Source organism: Alteromonas sp. CyTr2, from assembly GCF_947311905.1.
GTDB classification, from domain to species: Bacteria; Pseudomonadota; Gammaproteobacteria; order Enterobacterales; family Alteromonadaceae; genus Alteromonas; species Alteromonas macleodii.
In genome coordinates this window covers 1-19,531 of the sequence record NZ_CAMZMZ010000031.1, presented here as the reverse complement: position 1 = coordinate 19,531, position 19,531 = coordinate 1, and the positions used below count along the sequence as shown (strand labels likewise).

Below are 19,531 nucleotides of genomic sequence, written 5' to 3'. Positions count from 1 at the left end.
AAAAATACTCCGGGCACTTATGTGCCCGGATTTTTCCGTTGTGACGATTATGAAAATGTTAAAAATAACTTCAGGTGTAAGCATTCTGCTTTCACTACTTATCAGTGTAGGATGCATTGATAACACGGGTACTGACGTGAACAATCAGTCAAACTATGAGCAAAACTCAACAAGCTTTACAGTTGACACACAACTGCCTACTTCTACTCACGAAAAGACCGACAGCACCCACGCTTATCCTTATCGAGAAGGCGATGCTATTCCCGCTCTGGCATATATTGAACACGATGAAGTGTATAACCCTGAATCGGTTATTCCTCCCCAGTGTTACACCAAAACAGAAGGTGTTAACAACCCATGTTATGCATGCCACCAAAGTTACGATTCAATGGAAAAGCGTCCTAATCAAATGGGCGATGGTACGTTACAGGGCAACTACGAATTTTCTAACGTAGGGTTAACAAACAGCTGGAAAAACCTGTTTATTGACCGTACATCACTAATTGCGGGCATTGATGATGCCACGATTAAAAAATATATAGCGCAAGACAACTACACCGTTTCGCTTAACAATGACGCCATGCCAGAGTACATGCGTATTGAAAACTTGAGCGCCGCTGATAAAGCCTTTGATAGCGACGGTTTTGCTAAAGATGGCAGCGGGTGGGTATCATACAACTACAAACCTTTCCCGAGCACTTTCTGGCCGACCAACGGGTCGACGGGCGATGCCATGATCCGACTTCCGGAAAACTTTCAAACGCTAAGTGGCGACTACAACAAAGCTATTTACACATTGAACCTAAGCCTAGTTGAAATGGCACTTAAAGAGCTAGACACATTAACTGTAGCGCCGGTTAATGAGGTGGAACTGAATATTGACATTAATCAAGACGGCAAGCTGTCAGAATCCGTAACTGAAGTTGCTCGTTCGTCGCATTACGTTGGCGACGCAAGCGATGTTCCGCTAGCGCACATGCTTTACCCCGAAGGTACAGAATTCTTACATACCGTGCGCTACATTGGCGTGGATGAAAACGGGAATATTTATAACGCGCCGCGTATGAAGGAAGTGCGCTACATGAAAAAGCATATGTTCAGAAGCAGAGAAAGCTTAGCATCTGCCTATTATGCGGAAGCAAAAGATAAGCATTTTGAAAAGCTGCCCCAAACCCGCTACCTAGGTGAAAAAGGGATAGACAACGGCTTTGGCTGGACAATTAATGGCTTCATTGAAAATGAGCAGGGCGAACTTCGTGCACAGCACGATCAAGAGCTTGCGTTTTGTAACGGCTGTCACAAAACAGTAGGGTCAACCTTCGACCAAACATTTTCATTTGCACGGAAAGTTCCCGGACAAGCAGGGTGGGGCTATATAGACCTGCGTGAAATTGAAGATGTGCCAAATATTAACGAGGAAAAAGGCGAGTTCCTTACTTATATGGAGCGCGTGGGCGGTGGCGATGAGTTCCGTCAGAACGGAGAAATGCTGGCCAAATGGTTTGATGAAAAAGGCATGGTCAAGGTGGAAGCAGTGCAACGTGCCAAGTCAGTGTACGACATCATTACTCCTTCACCAGAGCGCGCGTATGCGTTAAACAAAGCGTATTTGACCATAGTGAAAGAGCAAAGCTATTTGTTCGGTCGCGACGCAACGCTGACTAAGGCGACTAACGTGTTAAGCACTATTGATGCCGAACAGCCACCGCTTAAGCCTGAACATCGTTTCAAGTGGGATATGCGACTTAACTGGCAACAAGAAAAGCCAAGCGCCATTGCAGAAGCTCGGTAGCGCTTGTTTATTTAGAAGATAACGCTCGCGGCTAGATGTTAGCCGCGGGTAAAATTTCAAACTGAATCGGTTTGTAACGGAAGTTATTTGACTCGCCCGCTGAACACGCGGTTAACCCTACGATTAGATCCATCTTTGCTTCAAATATTGTGTAATCACCGGCATTAGACTTAGGAGGAAGAACAGATATTTTACCCTTGGCGTCTACCTCCACATTCATAAAGGTATTGAATGTGGTACAAACGTGATGCTCTGGGATGTCAAACTCTGAAAAAGCCGCGACTAAATTGCCGTGGCACCCAGGTACTGGCTCTTCATTGGGATAAAAATGCTTAAACGTGTCAACACTGCAAGGAGTCAAAAGAAAGTCATGGTCTTCTACAGTGTCTTCAATAATTTCGAACATCACGTTACTTTGATTAGAGTATAGCAAGCTGCCTTTTTTGAATTGGATGCTTTCATTGTAATCTAAACTTCGTCCTGAAGAGATAAACTCATTTTTATCGTGTTCATTGAACGCATAGAGGTCGGCCACTTGTTCACCTTCTGGGTCAATAACCTTAAGTCTTTCCCCTTTTTTCATAGTAAATGCAGTGCCGCTTCTTGGCTGTATAGTTTGTAACATTATGTGACTTGTCCCTTTTATTTAGGTTTAGTGCTTAATCCGCTTGAACGGGCATTCCCAGTTTTCGGAATGTTTTACACCACTATATTGATATACCTCTGAGCTATCACCATGGTTTGCGAGTAGCTCATTTTTACTTCCGCAGTACGCGGTATCTCGTTTACGAATGTGGTCTTTGAATGCTTCAAAACGCTTCTGCTTTCTCAACATGTCAAATTGCTCGTGTAAATTAAACACGATGGCAGGGTAGGGAAATCGACGGCTTTTTCTTGATGCATTTGGATGCAGTCCAACTACAAAGAAACCCTTTCCGCCTAAACTCAAGCTAAACTGAGCGTTATGAGGGTCACTTGATACTTTACTATCCCAAGGTTTTAAACAAGCGTCAATCTCGTGTAAACGCTGCAATTTTTCCCATAAAACCCGATCAAATTCAGTTTCGCTTATCGTATCTGGAAGCTCAAAAGTTGCGACCAAAGAGGAGTACATGTCCCGTTCAAGATCAAACGACTCTACAAATTGGTGAATTGACGCCAACATATCTGTCTCATTGAGAGGACAGCGAATATCGTCGTATTGATTTACATGAATTTGGCTTTTATTGAGGGCTGTTTTGGCTCCGACGCAGGGGAAATCGGCTTCCCCTACAAACGACAAAAAGCGCTCGGTTAGATTCGGTTTCATTAAAGACATTCCATATCTCCCTGAAAGCGTTTTATGCGGTCGTGCTTAAAAGGTCAGAGCCTTTCTCCGGCGAATGAAAAGACGTAAATTCAACATTGTTTTGGGCGTTGGTTCCCGTTAATTGCTCAACCGGCGCGTCCGCCTTGTCTTCCTCTACCTGCTGGGGGAGGTGCTTGATCTTAATGCCGTTTTGCTTGAAGTCAGCATTAATAAAACCTTGGTCTGCATACGCGTTCAATACATTGACACATGGGTAAAATCCCCATTTCGAGTGAAAACGCTGAGCATTATGAACAAAGTCTAAAAGGTGATTTATCGGGCATTGATAATTAGGGCGGTGTGGTGCAAATGTTCGCGTGGGCAATTGCTCTAACGAAAACCCTAATGCTCTACAGTTAGTGAAGAAATCTTCGTCGTTTAGTCCGAAACCCGCGTAGCCTTCATCGAAGCCGCCGGTTTTCTGAAAGTCTGCCTTACGAATAAAAAACACTGTAGAACAAATACTATCGTCACTAAACTTTCCATGATTAATTTCCTGATCTCTTGAAGGTATTTCGTTATTGTCGTCTTCGGGTAACGTGTCGTCATTACTTGCTAAATAACCGATTTCTTTTTCATCTTTTGAAATTTGTCGGTAGGGCTTACAACAGCGCTCGTTGGGTAAAAACACCACTGATGTGAACACTACGGTGTTGTCACGAAGCGCAAGCAAGCCATCTCTAAAAAGCGATGGGGCAATAACTGCGTCTACGTTTAGGTAAACTAAATTCGCGTGCTTGGCCGCTGACATACCCTTGTTGCGCGCTTTCGCTATCGGAAGAGCATCTTGAGTCACAAACTTGTGAACAATGTCGAATTTGTCACTGCGTACGAGTGACAAATCAGAAGGAGGTGCCATCCAAACAATGACTAGCTCATCTGGCGTTGGAGAGCATTGCTCTAACTGAGTAATCAAATTGGCCAGCTTCTCAGTTCTGCTCTTAACAATAGTCACTGCACTTATTGGTGAACGCATACTCTTCCTCCCTTTCTAATTTGTTGAACCTGTAACAACGACGACATGAAACGTTGAACGTTATACTTTCGTAGAAGCAAAGAGTGTTCCTGTTTTGTAAGTTATTGATTATCTTTTAAAAGGTTTATTTTGAAGTTCTGGTTTCGAGTATTTGCAGCAATGGTTGAGCGCCAAGGCAAGCAAGAGGTGCAAAGTGAGAGAAAAATTTACAAACGAATGTATGGAGGCCAACAGCAGTTTTTTATGTTAATTTTTGGTGGTCTGTTCTAATTTGCAGATTAACATGACGCTTCTTTTCACAAGTCTTGTTTTACTGTGCATCTAGCGCGTAATTGCTTTGCCGTTCCCACATATTTTGATATGCTTGGTTAGTAGGTTAAACATTACAATTCAATAGTTTAAATATTCCTACAAATATTGCTTAACACGTTTTCTTTCGAGTAGAACTAATCTCATATTATTGGTTTTTACTCACTCGGAGTGTAGGTAAATCTTCAGCCTTACTTGTAACGTATTAATTTCTGAATTTCGTATTTTTTCTGGTGGACAAAGGCTGTGGAATCACAATCGTCTGTATTTATTCGACACTATGACAAACAATCATTAAAGGTGGTTGATGTTATATCTGGTATCTCACCAAATGCTATGCGCAGAGTATTTGGCGGCTGGATATTTTTCGCAGCTGTTGTCGGCGTTATTGTAAGCGTAGCACCAGATTTGAGCGCTCAATTTATCGGTTTAACACTTTTCGTTCTTGTTGCTTTTACACTCGTAATGTTTGGACAGAGCAGAATAACGGAAGGCTGGCCAGCTATAATTTGCGACAACAACTACATCGGCGTGGTGAGAGACCCTGTTAAGAGAGAGTATATTTGTGTGAACTCTGCTCTGGTCAAAGAAGCTAACCCCACATTAATAAAACCCAACAAAAAAGCGGTTGAGATTGTGTTAGATAGCGAACAACTATCGGCAGAAGATCAAGAGGTGCTAAACCAAGCGGTTTGGCCTCGGGATAACAAGCTAATAGGGCTAGCCCATTTTAAAAAGCGTGAAGAGGCGTGTGATAGCCTCATGTGGTGTGTCAAACACCGTAGCTCTCATTAGATTTACAGTCTTGAGTATTACTCTTTGTCCGTGATTAGCGCTAGTTCGGTATAAAGCGGGTAGTGGTCTGAGCCTATGCTTTCAAGCTTCTCTATATTGACCAATGCAAAATGTTCCGAGTGAAATACGTGGTCTAACGGCCATTTCACTAAAGGATATTTCGCGTGAAATGTATTGAAAAAACCGCGCCCCTCTCGTGGGTCTAAAAGTCCGCTTATTTTCTTGAACTTTCTGGTAGTAGGTGACCAAGCCACATCGTTAAGATCGCCAGCGACGACAACAGGGCCCTCTGTTTCAGCTATTTCTTCCCCCACAACAGTAAGTTCTACGTCTCTGGGCTTTGCATACGTGTTTTCTGTTGGGCTTGGTGGTTTTGGATGAAGAAAATATAGCGTGACATCTTGTCCGTGGTGATTGATTTTAACTTTCATAGACGGCACATCTTCTTCTATTAGAAATCGCAATGAGATCTCTTCAAAGGGAAGCTTACTATAAAGATGCATACCGTAGAGGTTTTCGAGTGGGCAAAATTTACGATACGGGTATTCAGATTCAATTTCACTGATGCCTTTCTGCCACTTCTCATTAGATTCCAACGTTACGAGAAAATCAGGTTGCTTATTACGTACATGTTCAATGAGCTTGCGAAAATCGTCATTAGGCATATACACATTGCTTGATAAAACACTTAGCTTTTGGCTCGCACTCTCAACCTCGACGTGCCTAACTTCTCTTTTATACAGAGGGGTATAAGGAATGATCCAGATAACCTGATAACTAAGGCTAACTGTTAATCCAGCGACAATAATTACTGCTAGGCTATCTATCTGTGCGTAATAGGTTGATTCAAAAATATGCCCAGCAATTAACAAAGAAATGATAGCTGCTATTTGTAGTCGCGGAAATTCCCACACTCTTACTAACCAATGAGAAGAAGGAAGCAAAGGGGCCCAGCTTACGGCTATAAATAAGACTGAAACAGCAGTAAGTGCAGTATCCATGTCTAGTTGGTCCTTGAGTTTAATTAACGAAAAACACTCCACCTGTTGCTTCTGTCTGCAAAACTAAATTGATGACTATAGCTAGGGCCTGTTGACCTTTGGTGTACAAATTTTGGTCTAAATGGAAGCCTTTTAATCGCGAAACAGTCCTGCAAGCCTAGCGGGCTAAGTTAAAGGACTGTGACAAAGAGTAAAAGGCTTCCATAGCGACCCCTTCGGGCAGCGCCTTTGTGCCATCTATACTGCGTTGAATGTTCTCGATTTAGAACCACTAAACCGTCAAACATTCGCCTTGTCTAGATGGCACACAGACCGCTGCAAAAATGTACAACAAAGGTCAACAGGCCCCAGTGAAGCGACACAAATCGTTATAACTACGGCAGCTTTGTGAAATAAGTTTAACCTAAGTATCACTGCAACTTAGCGGCGGCCAACGACAAAAAGTTATCCCTTAGTACAATTGATAGGTGCTTTTCTTAAGTGAAGTTGACGAGTTTTGGGCATTAACAAAATTAAGTAAAAAGTTCTCAAACAAAGGCAAAGTTTGCAAAACAAAACTTACTTAACTAGCCCTGGATATTAATATTTGTCATATAAAACAATGCCTTATTTTGTTGGCAAGGAATTGGCATGACTATCTACGAGTTTCGACAAAGGAGAAATGTTATGAAACGTTCACTTATTTCTATGATTGTTGCTACAACTTTGACTACAGCTGCATATGCAGGTGACATGGACACAGACAACAAATGGGAGAAAGGTGCCAAAGACGCATGGATTGATGGCAAAGCAGAAGCAACGCTGTTGTTCAATGGTAACCTTGATTCATTCGACATTAACACTGACGTTAAAAATGGTAATGTCGTTCTTACTGGTAAGGTTGAGAACTCTGTTGATAAAAAGCTAGCGGAAGAGCTAGTAGCGAATATTGACGGTGTAACGTCTGTAGACAACAAGCTAACGGTTGTCTCTGACAAAGATATGGAAGGCGACATGTCAGATGACATGGAAGATACTGTTGACGAAGGCACAAGCGAGTTAACTGACGCCAAAATCGCCACAGTAATCAAAACTCGTCTTCTTATGGATACCGATATTTCAGGTTTCGACATCGATGTTGACGTAGAAAACGGTGTAGTAACACTGACTGGCGACGTTGATTCTGATGCTGAGCGTGACCTAGCTGTGGAAATTGCCAAGAATGCGTCTGACGTAAAAGATGTTGAAAGCAACCTTCGTGTAGTTACTGAAACTGCGATGAACTAATATCATTGTTGCTTTACACAAAAAAGGGGCCTCGGCCCCTTTTTTTCTGGTCACGTTTTACAGAGCTTTTCAAATCGCAATAAACAAAGGAAGCACAGCTGCTAATATTTGTCAGGAGGACTCATTCACCATTCTCCACCTTTTTTCCATTTAGTATCATCTTACGTGCTCTAGCATCCGAGTGGCGTATCATATCGTTAATAAGCGACGTCTCAGGCATATTCTTCCAGTATTTTTTTGGCATTGAACTTAACATTGCCTTTGTTTTTACGCGGGCAGGATTAAATATATTTGCATAATACGTAAGCCAGTATTTTTCAATTCTGTCATCATTTGGAATAATACTTGGGTCAGGATTATCTTCCAAAACAAGTGTTTTAGTATTCCAATGCGCAGCTCGATAAGGGGTAAGTATTGACCAACACATATTTTTAAAACGAGTCCGAAAAAAATCGAGCTTCAATTCCAAGCTGAAGTGTTCTGGTTCATACCACGCAATAAAATGCTCTTGTCCGTCAAGTACAACTTCTCGAAATCTCAAAAAAGCACTTATCTTATATGCATCGCGTTTTACTGCTTTAGCCAGCACGTTGAGACGCAACACATCTTCGTCAGTTTTTAAGTGAATAAGGTTTCTGTTTTCGAAAACTACTCGCCATAAAACGCGGTAACATAAAGCGAAACGATCGGGGGCTTGGTGGCATAACGCATACTTCAACAGCGTTAAAACTGATCTGGGAATTCTGAAATTCGTTTGGCTTTCACCAATAGCGTTGGCCGAATCGGTCACGGCAAACAAGTCGTCTTGGTTAGATTGCGAAGTTTGCCATGTAACGTTCTCCGGAGGTATGTGTTGGGCTAGACATTCTCTCGATGCTTTTCGCCATTCGTCGTATCCGGGCACTGATGAAATTGTTACTTTTTTCATTGCGGTACCAATTAGATTAGGCGCTGAACAATTCAAACTGTTTTGGTTGTTTAAATTGCTGTTCAAAGTTACTGCTATCGAGCAAATGGATAGCGGGGGAATAATCACTAACAGTAATGAAGGGTTTTAATTTTTGTAAGGGTAAACGCATTTTTGTGAGATCGAACCAGCTAAGCTTTGTGTAACGTCGAATAGCCAGAATTTTTTGTACCGTGCGTGCTCCCAGTCCAGGAACTCGCAATAAAAGTAGCTTGTCAGCTTTGTTTAAATCGATGGGAAATATGTGGCGATTGCGTAGCGCCCACGCAAGCTTGGGGTCGTGCTCCATATCTAGCATGTCGTTGTGTACAATTTCATCTAAACCAAACCCATAAAAGCGCAAGAGCCAATCGGCCTGATAAAGTCGGTGTTCACGGATAAGTGGCGCCGGTTTAAGAGGCAAGACTTCAGACGCATCTGGGATGGGCGAAAATGCAGAATAGTAAACGCGCCGCAATTTTTGTTGACCATACAGTTTGACACTCGTGCCAAGGATAACTTTATCATTTGAGTCATCGGCGCCTATGATCATCTGAGTGGACTGTCCGCCAGGAGCAAAGCGAGGTGGGCGTTTACCCGAGTAGGTTTTATCTACTTTGTGTTCATTTATTTTGTCTTTCAATGTATTCATTGAACCGTGAATTTCTCCAAGGTCTTTTTCCGGGGCGTATTTGTTTAACGAATTTTGTGTCGGCATTTCGATGTTTATACTTAGCCTATCGGCATACAAGCCAGCTTCAGCCTGTAGTTCAGGAGATGCATTCGGAATGGTCTTAAGATGAATGTATCCTTTAAATCCGTGATCAAGACGAAGAGACTTCGCGATGCGTACCATGCTCTCCATAGTCAGGTCAGGAGAACCGACAATACCGGAACTTAGAAATAATCCCTCAATGTAGTTACGTTTATAAAAATTAAGCGTTAAATCAACCGTTTCTTTAACGGTAAAACGCGCACGTTGAACGTTGCTAGACACCCTATTGATGCAGTAATGGCAATCGTATATGCAATAGTTGGTCATTAGGATCTTAAGTAATGATACGCATCGACCATCAGGGGTAAAGCTGTGACATATCCCTGACCCTCCTGTGAGCGAACCTATTCCTGTTTCGTCAGTTTTACCTGCTTTTCGTTTACCGGCGGAGCCACTTGCGCAAGAAGCGTCATACTTAGCGGCATCTGAAAGAATTTCGAGTTTTTGAATGAGTTTGTCATGCATCGCAAATGGTCACTTTCTCTAGGCAAATGTACGTGGTAGACGGTCGGAAAAAACAAGATTCCATACCAGTCCAGTACATTGGTTGTTGTGGTACATCTTTATACTGTATAAGTGTACAGCATTGAGGGGAGGGAGTTTATTAAATTTGAAAGGAAAATTTTATCTTGCTGTGTGTAGAAAGTACCTTGTACAACTTTAGTATACGTTTTGATTTTGTCTAAGCTGTTGAAAAATATAAAATATTAATATGGTACGGAAGGTGCATTTAGTTAAGGAGACACGAGTGAATTACTTGATGTATTGAATAGACGAAAGTTTGTATTGTCAGGCAAAACTCATCTGCTGCAACGTGAAAGCTAGAAACTTAAAAAGTCGAATGACTCAATACATTAGTGATAAAAAGTTTAATTAAGTGGATTGTAGCGAGCTTATCGATACAAGTGCAAAATCGTTCAAGGAGTGGGGTATGAACTTTTTAAAGTGGGTTTATTCAGGCTTAGTGGTATCAGCAATCATTGTTATAGTCGGTGTAATTGGGCAAGGAAAGCTATCCGTAAGCCAAGCATCAGCTGATGACGAACAGCGCCCCGTTCACATGGATATTCAAAAAGTACAGCGAAACTTCTCATTGGTAGAATTTGATTTGTCGAAAAAGGCACATCTATTGAGAAAAACGCGTCTAGAGCACTACATTGCACAGGCTAAGCAAGCCGATTTAAGAGGTTGGAAATTTAAGCGTGATGAGTTTGTTGAGCGCGCCGAAAATATTCTAAATCACCATCTTACTCAATACGCGAATGATGTTAGTCAAGATGCGGAAACTTATACCGCTCAAGCAATCTAATACAAAGGCTATACATGAAAACGCGCCTTACATTTTTACAATGTAGGGCGTGTTTTTCGTTTGAGTGTTTTCCAATTTTATTCCGACAGCGCAGAAATATAAGCTTTTACCACTTTTTCAACAAAGGCCTGACAATCTTTGGCCGTGGTTGGGTCATATTCACCATGGTTGGTAATGTTGTTCGACAATACGCGAATACCTAAAAAGGGAACGTGGCCACCGGATGTTCCCTGATTGATGATAAGGCGAGGGTGGTATCTCTCTATGCCAATAGCGGTGGCGGCCGCTGTATTTTCTAAACCCTTACCGGTTTTAGCTACCACAATGGGATACCCGTGTAGCGTCCCTTTATAGAATACGGCATTACCTGAATACTCTGTTGTAGTGTTATCCAAAAGCGCAGCAAAGTATTCGGCAAAAAAAAGCGAAGCATTTGCTTCGCTTTAATAGTGTATTCGTCGCTATTCGACTTCTACGATTTTAAGGGTATTGGTCGCGCCCACTTTTTCCATTTCATCGCCGTAAGTCAGGATGATACTGTCGCCGCTTTTCACTAACCCTTTCTCTTTAAGTGATGCAATGACATCGTACTTCAATTTGCCAGGTTCACTGTTTGAAGAGTCAAAGAAAACCGGCTTAACGCCGCGGCAAAGCGCCATCGTGTTAAGCGTTGATTCGTGACGAGACATCGCAATAATTGGCAGAGATGTAGTAATGCGAGACATTAACGTTGGTGTAGTTCCACTTTCAGTTAAACCTACAATCGCTTTAACACTTGGCAAGTGGTTCGCAGCGTAAACCGCTGACAGAGCAATTGACTCGCTAGTAGAAGAAAACTGCTGATCCATGCGGTGCTTGGAAATTTTAACGCTTGGATGTGTTTCCGCGCCTTCACAAACACGAGCCATAGCTGCAACTGTTTCAATAGGGAAATTACCCGCCGCTGTTTCAGCTGAAAGCATTACCGCGTCAGTGCCGTCTAGTACAGCGTTCGCAACGTCCATTACTTCTGCACGTGTAGGCATAGGGCTGTCAATCATCGACTCCATCATTTGCGTCGCGGTGATCACAACCTTGTTGAGCTGGCGAGAACGGGCAATCAGTTTCTTTTGAACACCAACAAGTTCCGCATCGCCAATTTCTACACCCAAGTCACCACGAGCAACCATTACCGCATCTGAAGCGCTGATGATATCCGTCATGGCTTCGTCAGACGCCACCGTTTCAGCACGCTCGACCTTTGCACAAATTTTTGCGTAGCAGCCAGCTGCTTCGGCAAGTTCTCGCGCGTAGTTCAAGTCTGCGCCGCTGCGAGGAAATGACACTGCAAGGTAATCAACACCAATTTTCGCGGCGGTTTTAATGTCTTCTTTGTCTTTTTCGGTAAGTGCATCTGCAGAAAGACCACCGCCTTGACGGTTAATGCCTTTATTGTTTGAAAGCTTGCCGCCTACTGTTACTTCAGTAATCACTTTGCGGCCTTCAACGCCAGTTACTCGAAGCTGAATACGACCGTCATCAAGAAGCAGAATATCGCCTGCTGATACATCATCAGGAAGCGCTTTGTAATCAATACCTACTTGATTAATATCACCTTCGTCGCGGCCTAATTCAGCGTCTAGAATGAATTTTGCGCCAACCTCTAGACGAACTGCCCCTTCGGCAAAACGAGCAACACGGATTTTAGGGCCCTGAAGATCACCTAAAATCGCTACGTATTTACCTAGGTTCTTTGCTGCCTGACGAACGCGCTTTGCACGTTCAATGTGGTCTTCGGCTTGTCCGTGTGAAAAGTTCATGCGCACAGTGTTTGCGCCTGCGGCAATAAGTGCCTGAATCTTTTCAAGTGAGTCGGTTGCAGGGCCTAAGGTGGCAAGAATTTTCGTTCTTCTGGTCATGTGATTCCGTCGCTGTTTCTAAGTTAGAAAAGACAAAGAGTGATAGGCTACGCGTTTATACTGTATGCCTGTAATCGCTTTACGTAATTTTATTACAGAATAATAGTTGAATTTGACAAAAATGTGAATGAAATAAACAAAAACGCCTAACTGGCTCGACCAGTTAGGCGTTTTCGCTGATTTATTGAACCACTATTGTTACGGTAAGTGGTTCTTATATGATCACGTGGGAAGAAAATTACTCACCACGCTTTTCATAACGTGAACCACGCAGCGTATCTTTTACTCGCTTCAGATTCTCTCTGAACTTGTTGCCGCGGCGCAATGTAAAACCGGTTGCCAGGACATCAATTAGCGTGAGCTGCGCGATGCGAGAGGCCATTGGCATATACATATCAGTATCTTCCGGCACCTCCAGCGATAACACGTAACTGCACTCTTGTGCCAGCGGGCTATCTGCTGAGGTAATTCCTACCACAGTAGCGTCATTCATGCGGGCAATTTGCGCTATTTCTACTAAGCTTTTAGTTCGGCCCGTATGGCTAATCAATACAACAACATCGCCATCTGAACAGTTCATGCAGCTCATGCGCTGCATCAAAATATCTTCAAAGTAGACCACTGGAACATTGAAGCGGAAAAACTTATTGAGTGCATCGTGTGCCACTGAAGCTGAAGCGCCTAAGCCGAAAAATGAAATTTTCTGTGCCTGTGTAAGTAAATCAACAACGCGATTTACCACGTTCACATCCACAGATTGGCGCGCCACTTCCAGAGACGCCATGGTCGATTCGAATATCTTATTGGTATATTCGTCTGGGCTGTCGTTTTCATCAACATGGCGGTTTACATAAGGCGTGCCGTTAGCCAGGCTCTGCGCTAAATGCAGTTTAAAGTCTGGGAAGCCTTTAGTATCAAGTCTTCGGCAGAAACGGTTTACGGTAGGCTCACTAACATCCGACATCTTAGCGAGGGTTGCTATACTCGAATGAATGGCCGTTTGTGGGTTAGCTAGAATGACTTCAGCTACCTTTTTCTCAGATTTACTGAATGCCGCTTGGTTTTGTGTGATTTTTTCTAAAATGTTCATACAGATATAGCAATTAGTTAGCACAATTTATTGTAAGGTACACCCGTAATAGTACCCAATGTGACGTCTGTGACAAGAAAAATGTAATTTTTTGACAATTTTTGTTATTTCAATCGGGTTAAATGAGGGTAAACTGAGGGAAACAGTAAAGATTCAGATCCTATAGTTAGTATAAGTTGTAATTTTACTACATTTGGTGTTAACTATACGGTAAAAATAGTCGTTAGTGTTGTAAATAACTGTACAATACGCCGCGGACACATACATTTAAAAGGTCGACGAATATGGTATTGGATAATTCCTACGAACCCTGTGATTTTGTACTTTTCGGTACACTGGGAGATCTTTCACGACGCAAGTTATTGCCTTCTTTATATCAGCTTGAGAAAGCAAACTTGATGCACCCAGACACCACTATTGTGGGTGTTGCGCGTCAAGAAATGGAGCTGGATGCCTATATTGAAGAAGTTCATGCCAACCTAATCAAGTTTGGCGAAAAGAACTTGTGTGAAGCCACTTGGGAAAAAATGAAAGCGCGTTTGCACTATGCGTGCGTGGACATGAAGGACGTTGAAAGCTATTGCGTATTAGACGACCACGTTGACTCAAGCCGCACCATGGTTTGTTATCTAGCGACACCACCGGCGATATATGGTGATATCTGTCGTGGCCTGCATAGCTGTAAAATTATCGACTCAAGCGTTCGCGTTGTGCTAGAAAAGCCAATTGGTCACGATTTGGCATCGTCTAAAGTTATCAATGAGCAAGTTGCAGAATACTTCGACGAAAAGCAAATTTACCGCATTGATCATTACCTTGGTAAAGAGACAGTACTAAACCTCGTATCACTGCGTTTTGCCAATTCTATTTTTGCTACTAACTGGGACCACAACTGCATTGACCATGTTCAAATCTCAGTTGCAGAGTCAGTGGGTATTGAAGGACGTTGGGGTTACTTTGACGACGCAGGTCAAATGCGAGACATGGTGCAAAACCACTTGCTACAAATTCTGAGCTTGGTGGCGATGGAGCCTCCAACAACGCTTGATGCCGACAGCATTCGAGATGAAAAACTCAAAGTACTTAAGGCGCTTCGTCCTATCAACTCGTTTAATATTAACGAAAGCACAGTTCGCGGTCAGTACACGTCTGGCTTTGTAAAGGGCGAGGAAGTGCCTGGATACCTTGAAGAAGAAGGTGCCAATACGCAAAGTAAAACTGAAACCTTTGTTGCGATTAAAGCGGAAATTGATAACTGGCGTTGGGCTGGTGTGCCGTTCTACCTACGCACAGGTAAGCGCATGCCAACTAAGGTGAGTGAAGTTGTTATCTACTTCAAGCGTCAGCCGCACAACTTATTCGGTGACAGCTTCAAGAATCTCCCACCCAATAAGCTCGTTATTCGTCTACAGCCAGACGAAGGTGTAGAAATCACTGTAATGAACAAAGTGCCTGGCTTAACTAGCTCTGGTTCTATGGATCTACAAAAATCGAAGCTTAACTTAAGCTTCTCTGAAGCGTTTGCCGACGAGCGTATTCCTGATGCATACGAAAAGCTACTTCTTGAAGTTATGTTGGGTAATCAGGCGCTATTCGTTCGTCGTGACGAAATTGAACAAGCCTGGACATGGGTAGACTCAATTCTTGAAGCGTGGAAGCAATCGAGTGAGCCACCAGAACCGTATCAAGCAGGTACATGGGGGCCGGTAGACTCTATAGGTCTTCTTGCTCGCGAAAATCGCAGCTGGTACGAAAGCAAAACAGGGAAGAAAAAGTAATATGGCGTTAACAACTCTATCATTCGAAACACCTGATGCATTGACTGACGCATTTGCGCAAGACTTAGTCAGTATCTTAAAAACAGGTATTAAAACTCGTGGTCGCGCATCGCTTGTAGTGAGTGGTGGTCGCACGCCTCTGGCGCTTTTCAAACAACTAAGTGAAACCGAACTTGAGTGGGATAAGGTTGATATCACCCTTGCTGACGAGCGCTGGGTTGAAGAGGGCCACGAGGCCAGCAACACCAGCCTAGTCAAAAATAATCTAATTCAAAATAAAGCCGCAGCAGCTCGTTTTATCGAATTGAAAAGCGATGCTGATGATGCAAACGAAGGCGTAAATGCTGCAGAGTCAAATTTGGCTAGCATGTCGCAACCTTTTGATGCATTGATTCTTGGCATGGGGGAAGACGGTCACACTGCATCGCTTTTCCCTTGCTCTGAGCAAGTACTTGACGGCTTAGATATGAGCAGCGGCAGAACCTGTATCGCTGTTCAACCTACAACAGCACCTCATCAACGTATTTCATTAACGCTACCTGCGTTACTCAATAGCCGTAATATCTTTTTGCATTTAACAGGCGAGAAGAAAAAACAAGTCTTACTTGACGCTATTGAAAATGCCACCGAAGCGCAAAAGCCCATCACCGCCGTAGTTAACCGTGCGCCGGTTACTTTGATGTGGGCGCCATAGGAGACAAACATGAATCCAAAAATTGCTGAAGTTACGCAACGAATTATCGAGCGTAGTAAAGAAACGCGTAAGGCGTATCTAGAAAAAATTGAGAGTGCACGACGTCAAGGACCACACCGTGGTGTGTTGTCATGCGGTAACCTTGCTCACGGCTTTGCAGCATGTGGAACAAGCGAAAAATCTGACCTTCGTTCAATGACTAAAGCCAACGTGGCTATTGTGTCTGCGTATAACGATATGCTTTCAGCGCACCAGCCTTACGAGACTTATCCTGCGTTAATTAAAGAAGCAGTGAAAGAAGTAGGCAGTGTAGCCCAGTTCGCAGGTGGCGTACCTGCTATGTGTGATGGTGTTACACAAGGCCAGTCTGGCATGGACTTAAGCCTAATGAGCCGTGATAACATTGCTCAGGGGGCTGCCATTGCGCTTTCTCACAATATGTTCGATAGCGCATTGATGCTAGGTATCTGCGACAAAATCGTTCCCGGGCTACTAATGGGCGCACTAACGTTCGGTCATTTGCCAACCGTTTTTGTGCCAGCCGGTCCAATGCCATCGGGTCTTCCAAACAAAGAAAAGGCCCGCGTTCGTCAAGAATTTGCCGAAGGTAAAGTAGGGCGTGACGCGTTGCTTGAAGCTGAATCTCAATCTTACCACTCTGCTGGTACCTGTACGTTCTATGGAACGGCAAACTCGAATCAGCTAGTGGTTGAAATGATGGGCTTGCACCTTCCGGGTTCGTCGTTTGTTAATCCAGGCACACCTTTGCGCGACGCGTTAACTAAAGCGGCTGCGGTCCAAGCGACACGCCTAACTGACCTTGGCGACAACTATACGCCAATTGGTCACATTGTAGATGCAAAAGCCATTGTGAACGGCCTTGTAGGTCTTCTTGCTACGGGTGGTTCTACTAACCACACCATGCACCTTATTGCGGTAGCTCGCGCTGCAGGTTACATCGTAAATTGGGACGACTTCTCAGATATCTCTAATGCTGTGCCTCTTCTTACTCGCATTTACCCGAATGGCTCAGCTGACATTAACCACTTTGTTGCAGCAGGTGGTATGTCATTGCTAATTAGACAGCTGCTTGATGCGGGTCTACTACATAACGACGTTAAGACTATTTGTGGTGAAGGCTTAGACTTCTACACTAAAGAGCCTGTGCTTAAAGACGGCGAATTAGAATGGCGAGATGGCCCAACTGAATCCCTTGATAAAGAAGTGCTAGCAACTGTTGACGCTCCGTTTAAGCCAGATGGTGGTTTGAGTGTACTTGACGGCAATCTTGGTCGTGGCGTTATCAAAACCTCAGCGCTTCGCACGCCTCACTGTAATATCAAAGCGCCAGCGGTTGTGTTTGAAGACCAGTTTGAACTGGATGACGCGTTTAAGTCTGGCAAGCTAGACAAAGACTGCATTGTAGTTGTTCGCTTCCAAGGTCCTTCTGCGATTGGTATGCCAGAACTTCACCGCTTAACGCCACCTCTTGGTGTGCTTCAAGATCGCGGCTTTAAAGTGGCGCTAGTTACTGACGGTCGTATGTCTGGTGCATCAGGTAAAGTTCCTGCAGCTATCCACGTGACTCCAGAAGCTTATAAAGGCGGTCTACTTGCTAAAGTGCAAGAGGGCGACATTATCGAGCTAAACACACAAACTGGTGCACTAACACTGCATGTGGATGATGAAACACTGGCTGCACGTGAAGCAGCGCCAGCGAACTTAGCTAAGCATCACGTTGGAATGGGACGTGAAATGTTTGCGGGTATGCGCGCTATTCTGACAGGTGCAGAAGAGGGTGCATGTTCACTGTTTTACACGCAGGAGCAAGCATAATGAGCCAGAAGTTTGTGGCTGATGTTGGCGGTACGAATATTCGCGTTGCAAGGGTAACCGAATCAGGTGTGGCCGACATCAAGAAATACATGTGTAATGATTTTGCCAGCATTGACCTTGCTATTGCACAATACTTTAGCGACATGCCGGAATACAGCTTTTCGCAGGGCTGTATTGCTATTGCATGTCCAGTATTGGGCGATCAAGTCGAGATGACGAATCACAGCTGGGCATTTTCGCAAAATGCGCTTCGCTCGCAGCTTAAACTAGATGCGTTGTTCGTTATTAACGACTTCACTGCCGTAGCGCACTCATTGCCTGTATTAGGCGAAGAGCAAGTGGTGCAAATTGGTGAAGGCACAGCGAAAGAAAATGGCAACATCGCTGTTTTTGGGCCAGGTACGGGATTAGGTGTTGAACATATCACGATGACCTCAACCGGTTGGCAGACGCTAGACGGAGAAGGTGGTCACGTAGACTTTGCACCGGTAGATGAAACCGATGTTGTTGTATGGCGTCACCTTCAATCTACCTTAGGGCGTGCTTCTGCAGAAGAAGTGATGTCTGGTCGTGGTCTACACAATATCTATACTGCGCTAGCCAATCAGGCTTCAACGCCAGTCGTATTTACCGAGCCCGCTCAAATAACTGACGCTGCGCTAAACGGTACCTGCAAAATTGCTGAAGCAACGCTTACCCAATTCTGTCGAATTATGGGAAGTTTTGCGGGTAATTTAGCACTTAACATGGCAACCACGGGCGGCATCTTCATTGGTGGTGGCATTGCTAACCGTTTCCCTGAATTTATTCAAAACAGCGATTTTAGAGCGCGTTTTGAAGCGAAAGGGCAAATGAAGCACTACGTGAAAGACATTCCCACCTATTTAATTGCAGAACCTGATCATGGTCTATTGGGTGCGGCTGCATATCTGAATCAAAATACAGCGAGCTAAATTATGACAACGAAATGGAAATACTCTCCAGAGGAAATTTTTGCGGCCGGTCCAGTTGTACCTGTTTTGGTAATCAATGACGTAGAAAAAGCGGTTCCTCTGGCAAAAGCGCTGATGGAAGGTGGTATTAAAGTACTAGAAGTAACGCTACGTACCCCAGCGGCTATTGACGTGATTAAGCGAATTGCACAAGAAGTGCCTGATTCTTTAATTGGTGCTGGAACAGTGACTAACGCTCAGCAGCTTAAAGCCGTCGTTGAAGCGGGCGCTAAGTTCGCAATTAGCCCAGGTATGACGGCTGATTTGCTAAAAGCGGGTATGGATTCAGAAATTCCACTTATCCCTGGTATCTCTTCAACTTCTGATTTGATGAAGGGTAAAGATGCGGGTTATACCCACATGAAATTCTTCCCAGCAGAGGCTTCAGGCGGCGTTAAAGCCATTAAGTCTATAAGTGGTCCTTTCCCAGATGTGACGTTCTGCCCAACGGGTGGCATTGGTCCAAACAACTACAATGACTATTTAGCGCTTAACAACGTTAAATGTGTAGGTGGTTCATGGCTTGCCCCAGACGACGCAATCGAATCAGGTGACTGGGCGCGTATTACGCAGCTAGCAAAAGAAGCTGTTGCGGGTGCTAAGCAGTAATTTGCTGAACCTTTAATTAAAAAAACCTGCTCATTGGCAGTAATGCCGATCAGTTAAGAATTTAATGATCGGTTGACCGATCTTTTTAAGGCTTCAAAATCCGGTATCAGGTAACTG

At 43.8% G+C, this 19,531-nt stretch carries 18 protein-coding genes; 9 read left to right on the top strand and 9 right to left on the bottom strand.

The features are described 5' to 3' along the window. Nucleotides 1-49: 49 nt before the first annotated feature. On the top strand, nucleotides 50-1,792 hold the full coding sequence (locus QME20_RS14995; protein ID WP_281716185.1) for a hypothetical protein: 1,743 nt from the start codon (nucleotides 50-52) through the stop codon (nucleotides 1,790-1,792). Nucleotides 1,793-1,823: 31 nt separating this feature from the next. Here the strand turns inward: QME20_RS14995 and QME20_RS14990 are convergent, their stop codons facing one another. The 3 genes from QME20_RS14990 to QME20_RS14980 are packed head-to-tail and all read right to left on the bottom strand — an operon-like array spanning nucleotide 1,824 to nucleotide 4,116. Beyond that, nucleotides 1,824-2,417, bottom strand: coding sequence for an urea carboxylase-associated family protein (locus QME20_RS14990; RefSeq protein WP_014976827.1), 594 nt, complete (start codon nucleotides 2,415-2,417; stop codon nucleotides 1,824-1,826). Nucleotides 2,418-2,444: 27 nt separating this feature from the next. After that, complete coding sequence (gene gntA / locus QME20_RS14985) at nucleotides 2,445-3,110, bottom strand: guanitoxin biosynthesis heme-dependent pre-guanitoxin N-hydroxylase GntA (protein WP_061095321.1); 666 nt, start codon at nucleotides 3,108-3,110, stop codon at nucleotides 2,445-2,447. Between the two features lie 22 nt (nucleotides 3,111-3,132). Beyond that, a complete protein-coding gene (locus QME20_RS14980; RefSeq protein ID WP_239219511.1) occupies nucleotides 3,133-4,116 on the bottom strand; it encodes a galactosyltransferase-related protein in 984 nt (327 codons plus the stop codon). 555 nt (nucleotides 4,117-4,671) lie between these two features. On the opposite strand from QME20_RS14980, the gene QME20_RS14975 reads away from it, so the two are divergent. Further along, nucleotides 4,672-5,220, top strand: coding sequence for a hypothetical protein (locus QME20_RS14975; RefSeq protein ID WP_014949862.1), 549 nt, complete (start codon nucleotides 4,672-4,674; stop codon nucleotides 5,218-5,220). A 17-nt stretch (nucleotides 5,221-5,237) separates the two neighbouring features. Here QME20_RS14975 and QME20_RS14970 read toward each other — a convergent pair whose 3' ends face one another. Next, nucleotides 5,238-6,221 carry an endonuclease/exonuclease/phosphatase family protein gene (locus QME20_RS14970; protein ID WP_281716184.1) on the bottom strand — a complete coding sequence of 328 codons (984 nt, stop codon included), beginning with the start codon at nucleotides 6,219-6,221 and terminating at the stop codon, nucleotides 5,238-5,240. Between the two features lie 666 nt (nucleotides 6,222-6,887). On the opposite strand from QME20_RS14970, the gene QME20_RS14965 reads away from it, so the two are divergent. Further along, nucleotides 6,888-7,487: a BON domain-containing protein gene (locus tag QME20_RS14965; RefSeq protein WP_014949860.1), complete on the top strand. Its 600-nt coding sequence runs from the start codon at nucleotides 6,888-6,890 to the stop codon at nucleotides 7,485-7,487. A gap of 121 nt (nucleotides 7,488-7,608) precedes the next feature. Here QME20_RS14965 and QME20_RS14960 read toward each other — a convergent pair whose 3' ends face one another. Together QME20_RS14960 and QME20_RS14955 are read right to left on the bottom strand one after the other, a co-directional pair. Further along, entirely contained in the window at nucleotides 7,609-8,415 is an 807-nt protein-coding gene (locus QME20_RS14960) for a TIGR03915 family putative DNA repair protein (RefSeq protein ID WP_014949859.1), read from the bottom strand. 16 nt (nucleotides 8,416-8,431) lie between these two features. Then, nucleotides 8,432-9,673 (bottom strand): putative DNA modification/repair radical SAM protein, encoded by a 1,242-nt coding sequence (locus tag QME20_RS14955; protein WP_049587586.1) that lies wholly within the window; start codon nucleotides 9,671-9,673, stop codon nucleotides 8,432-8,434. Nucleotides 9,674-10,139: 466 nt separating this feature from the next. Here QME20_RS14955 and QME20_RS14950 point away from each other — a divergent pair, with 466 nt between their 5' ends. Further along, on the top strand, nucleotides 10,140-10,517 hold the full coding sequence (locus QME20_RS14950; RefSeq protein WP_014949857.1) for a hypothetical protein: 378 nt from the start codon (nucleotides 10,140-10,142) through the stop codon (nucleotides 10,515-10,517). A 77-nt stretch (nucleotides 10,518-10,594) separates the two neighbouring features. On the opposite strand, the gene QME20_RS14945 is transcribed toward QME20_RS14950, so the two are convergent. The 3 genes from QME20_RS14945 to QME20_RS14935 form a co-directional block, all read right to left on the bottom strand. After that, on the bottom strand, nucleotides 10,595-10,912 hold the full coding sequence (locus QME20_RS14945; protein WP_281716183.1) for a hypothetical protein: 318 nt from the start codon (nucleotides 10,910-10,912) through the stop codon (nucleotides 10,595-10,597). A 66-nt stretch (nucleotides 10,913-10,978) separates the two neighbouring features. Then, complete coding sequence (gene pyk / locus QME20_RS14940; protein ID WP_014949855.1) at nucleotides 10,979-12,415, bottom strand: pyruvate kinase; 1,437 nt, start codon at nucleotides 12,413-12,415, stop codon at nucleotides 10,979-10,981. A gap of 238 nt (nucleotides 12,416-12,653) precedes the next feature. Next, nucleotides 12,654-13,505, bottom strand: a complete 852-nt coding sequence (locus tag QME20_RS14935) for a MurR/RpiR family transcriptional regulator (protein WP_014949854.1) — start codon at nucleotides 13,503-13,505, stop codon at nucleotides 12,654-12,656. A 284-nt stretch (nucleotides 13,506-13,789) separates the two neighbouring features. Between QME20_RS14935 and zwf the strand changes: the two genes are divergently transcribed. Genes zwf through QME20_RS14910 form a run of 5 tightly spaced genes read left to right on the top strand, consistent with a single transcriptional unit; the run spans nucleotide 13,790 to nucleotide 19,414 of the window. Continuing rightward, nucleotides 13,790-15,283 carry a glucose-6-phosphate dehydrogenase gene (gene zwf / locus QME20_RS14930; RefSeq protein ID WP_049587589.1) on the top strand — a complete coding sequence of 498 codons (1,494 nt, stop codon included), beginning with the start codon at nucleotides 13,790-13,792 and terminating at the stop codon, nucleotides 15,281-15,283. A gap of 1 nt (nucleotide 15,284) precedes the next feature. After that, entirely contained in the window at nucleotides 15,285-15,977 is a 693-nt protein-coding gene (gene pgl, locus QME20_RS14925; RefSeq protein ID WP_014979596.1) for a 6-phosphogluconolactonase, read from the top strand. A 9-nt stretch (nucleotides 15,978-15,986) separates the two neighbouring features. After that, nucleotides 15,987-17,813 carry a phosphogluconate dehydratase gene (edd, locus tag QME20_RS14920; protein ID WP_014998717.1) on the top strand — a complete coding sequence of 609 codons (1,827 nt, stop codon included), beginning with the start codon at nucleotides 15,987-15,989 and terminating at the stop codon, nucleotides 17,811-17,813. Then, on the top strand, nucleotides 17,813-18,766 hold the full coding sequence (locus QME20_RS14915; protein ID WP_049587592.1) for a glucokinase: 954 nt from the start codon (nucleotides 17,813-17,815) through the stop codon (nucleotides 18,764-18,766). The genes edd and QME20_RS14915 overlap by 1 nt, the downstream gene beginning before the upstream one ends. A 3-nt stretch (nucleotides 18,767-18,769) precedes the next feature. Continuing rightward, complete coding sequence (locus QME20_RS14910) at nucleotides 18,770-19,414, top strand: bifunctional 4-hydroxy-2-oxoglutarate aldolase/2-dehydro-3-deoxy-phosphogluconate aldolase (RefSeq protein WP_014949849.1); 645 nt, start codon at nucleotides 18,770-18,772, stop codon at nucleotides 19,412-19,414. Nucleotides 19,415-19,531 lie beyond the last annotated feature (117 nt).

Bases quoted from the DNA above. Each gene is read 5' to 3' on its own strand.
- pyk (WP_014949855.1), bottom strand. From the start codon at position 12,415: ATGACCAGAAGAACGAAAATTCTTGCCACCTTAGGCCCTGCAACCGAC.
- QME20_RS14910 (WP_014949849.1), top strand. From the start codon at position 18,770: ATGACAACGAAATGGAAATACTCTCCAGAGGAAATTTTTGCGGCCGGT.
- edd (WP_014998717.1), top strand. From the start codon at position 15,987: ATGAATCCAAAAATTGCTGAAGTTACGCAACGAATTATCGAGCGTAGT.
- QME20_RS14980 (WP_239219511.1), bottom strand. From the start codon at position 4,116: ATGCGTTCACCAATAAGTGCAGTGACTATTGTTAAGAGCAGAACTGAG.
- QME20_RS14960 (WP_014949859.1), bottom strand. From the start codon at position 8,415: ATGAAAAAAGTAACAATTTCATCAGTGCCCGGATACGACGAATGGCGA.
- QME20_RS14970 (WP_281716184.1), bottom strand. From the start codon at position 6,221: ATGGATACTGCACTTACTGCTGTTTCAGTCTTATTTATAGCCGTAAGC.
- zwf (WP_049587589.1), top strand. From the start codon at position 13,790: ATGGTATTGGATAATTCCTACGAACCCTGTGATTTTGTACTTTTCGGT.
- pgl (WP_014979596.1), top strand. From the start codon at position 15,285: ATGGCGTTAACAACTCTATCATTCGAAACACCTGATGCATTGACTGAC.
- gntA (WP_061095321.1), bottom strand. From the start codon at position 3,110: ATGTCTTTAATGAAACCGAATCTAACCGAGCGCTTTTTGTCGTTTGTA.
- QME20_RS14915 (WP_049587592.1), top strand. From the start codon at position 17,813: ATGAGCCAGAAGTTTGTGGCTGATGTTGGCGGTACGAATATTCGCGTT.
- QME20_RS14965 (WP_014949860.1), top strand. From the start codon at position 6,888: ATGAAACGTTCACTTATTTCTATGATTGTTGCTACAACTTTGACTACA.
- QME20_RS14955 (WP_049587586.1), bottom strand. From the start codon at position 9,673: ATGCATGACAAACTCATTCAAAAACTCGAAATTCTTTCAGATGCCGCT.
- QME20_RS14935 (WP_014949854.1), bottom strand. From the start codon at position 13,505: ATGAACATTTTAGAAAAAATCACACAAAACCAAGCGGCATTCAGTAAA.
- QME20_RS14950 (WP_014949857.1), top strand. From the start codon at position 10,140: ATGAACTTTTTAAAGTGGGTTTATTCAGGCTTAGTGGTATCAGCAATC.
- QME20_RS14990 (WP_014976827.1), bottom strand. From the start codon at position 2,417: ATGTTACAAACTATACAGCCAAGAAGCGGCACTGCATTTACTATGAAA.
- QME20_RS14995 (WP_281716185.1), top strand. From the start codon at position 50: ATGAAAATGTTAAAAATAACTTCAGGTGTAAGCATTCTGCTTTCACTA.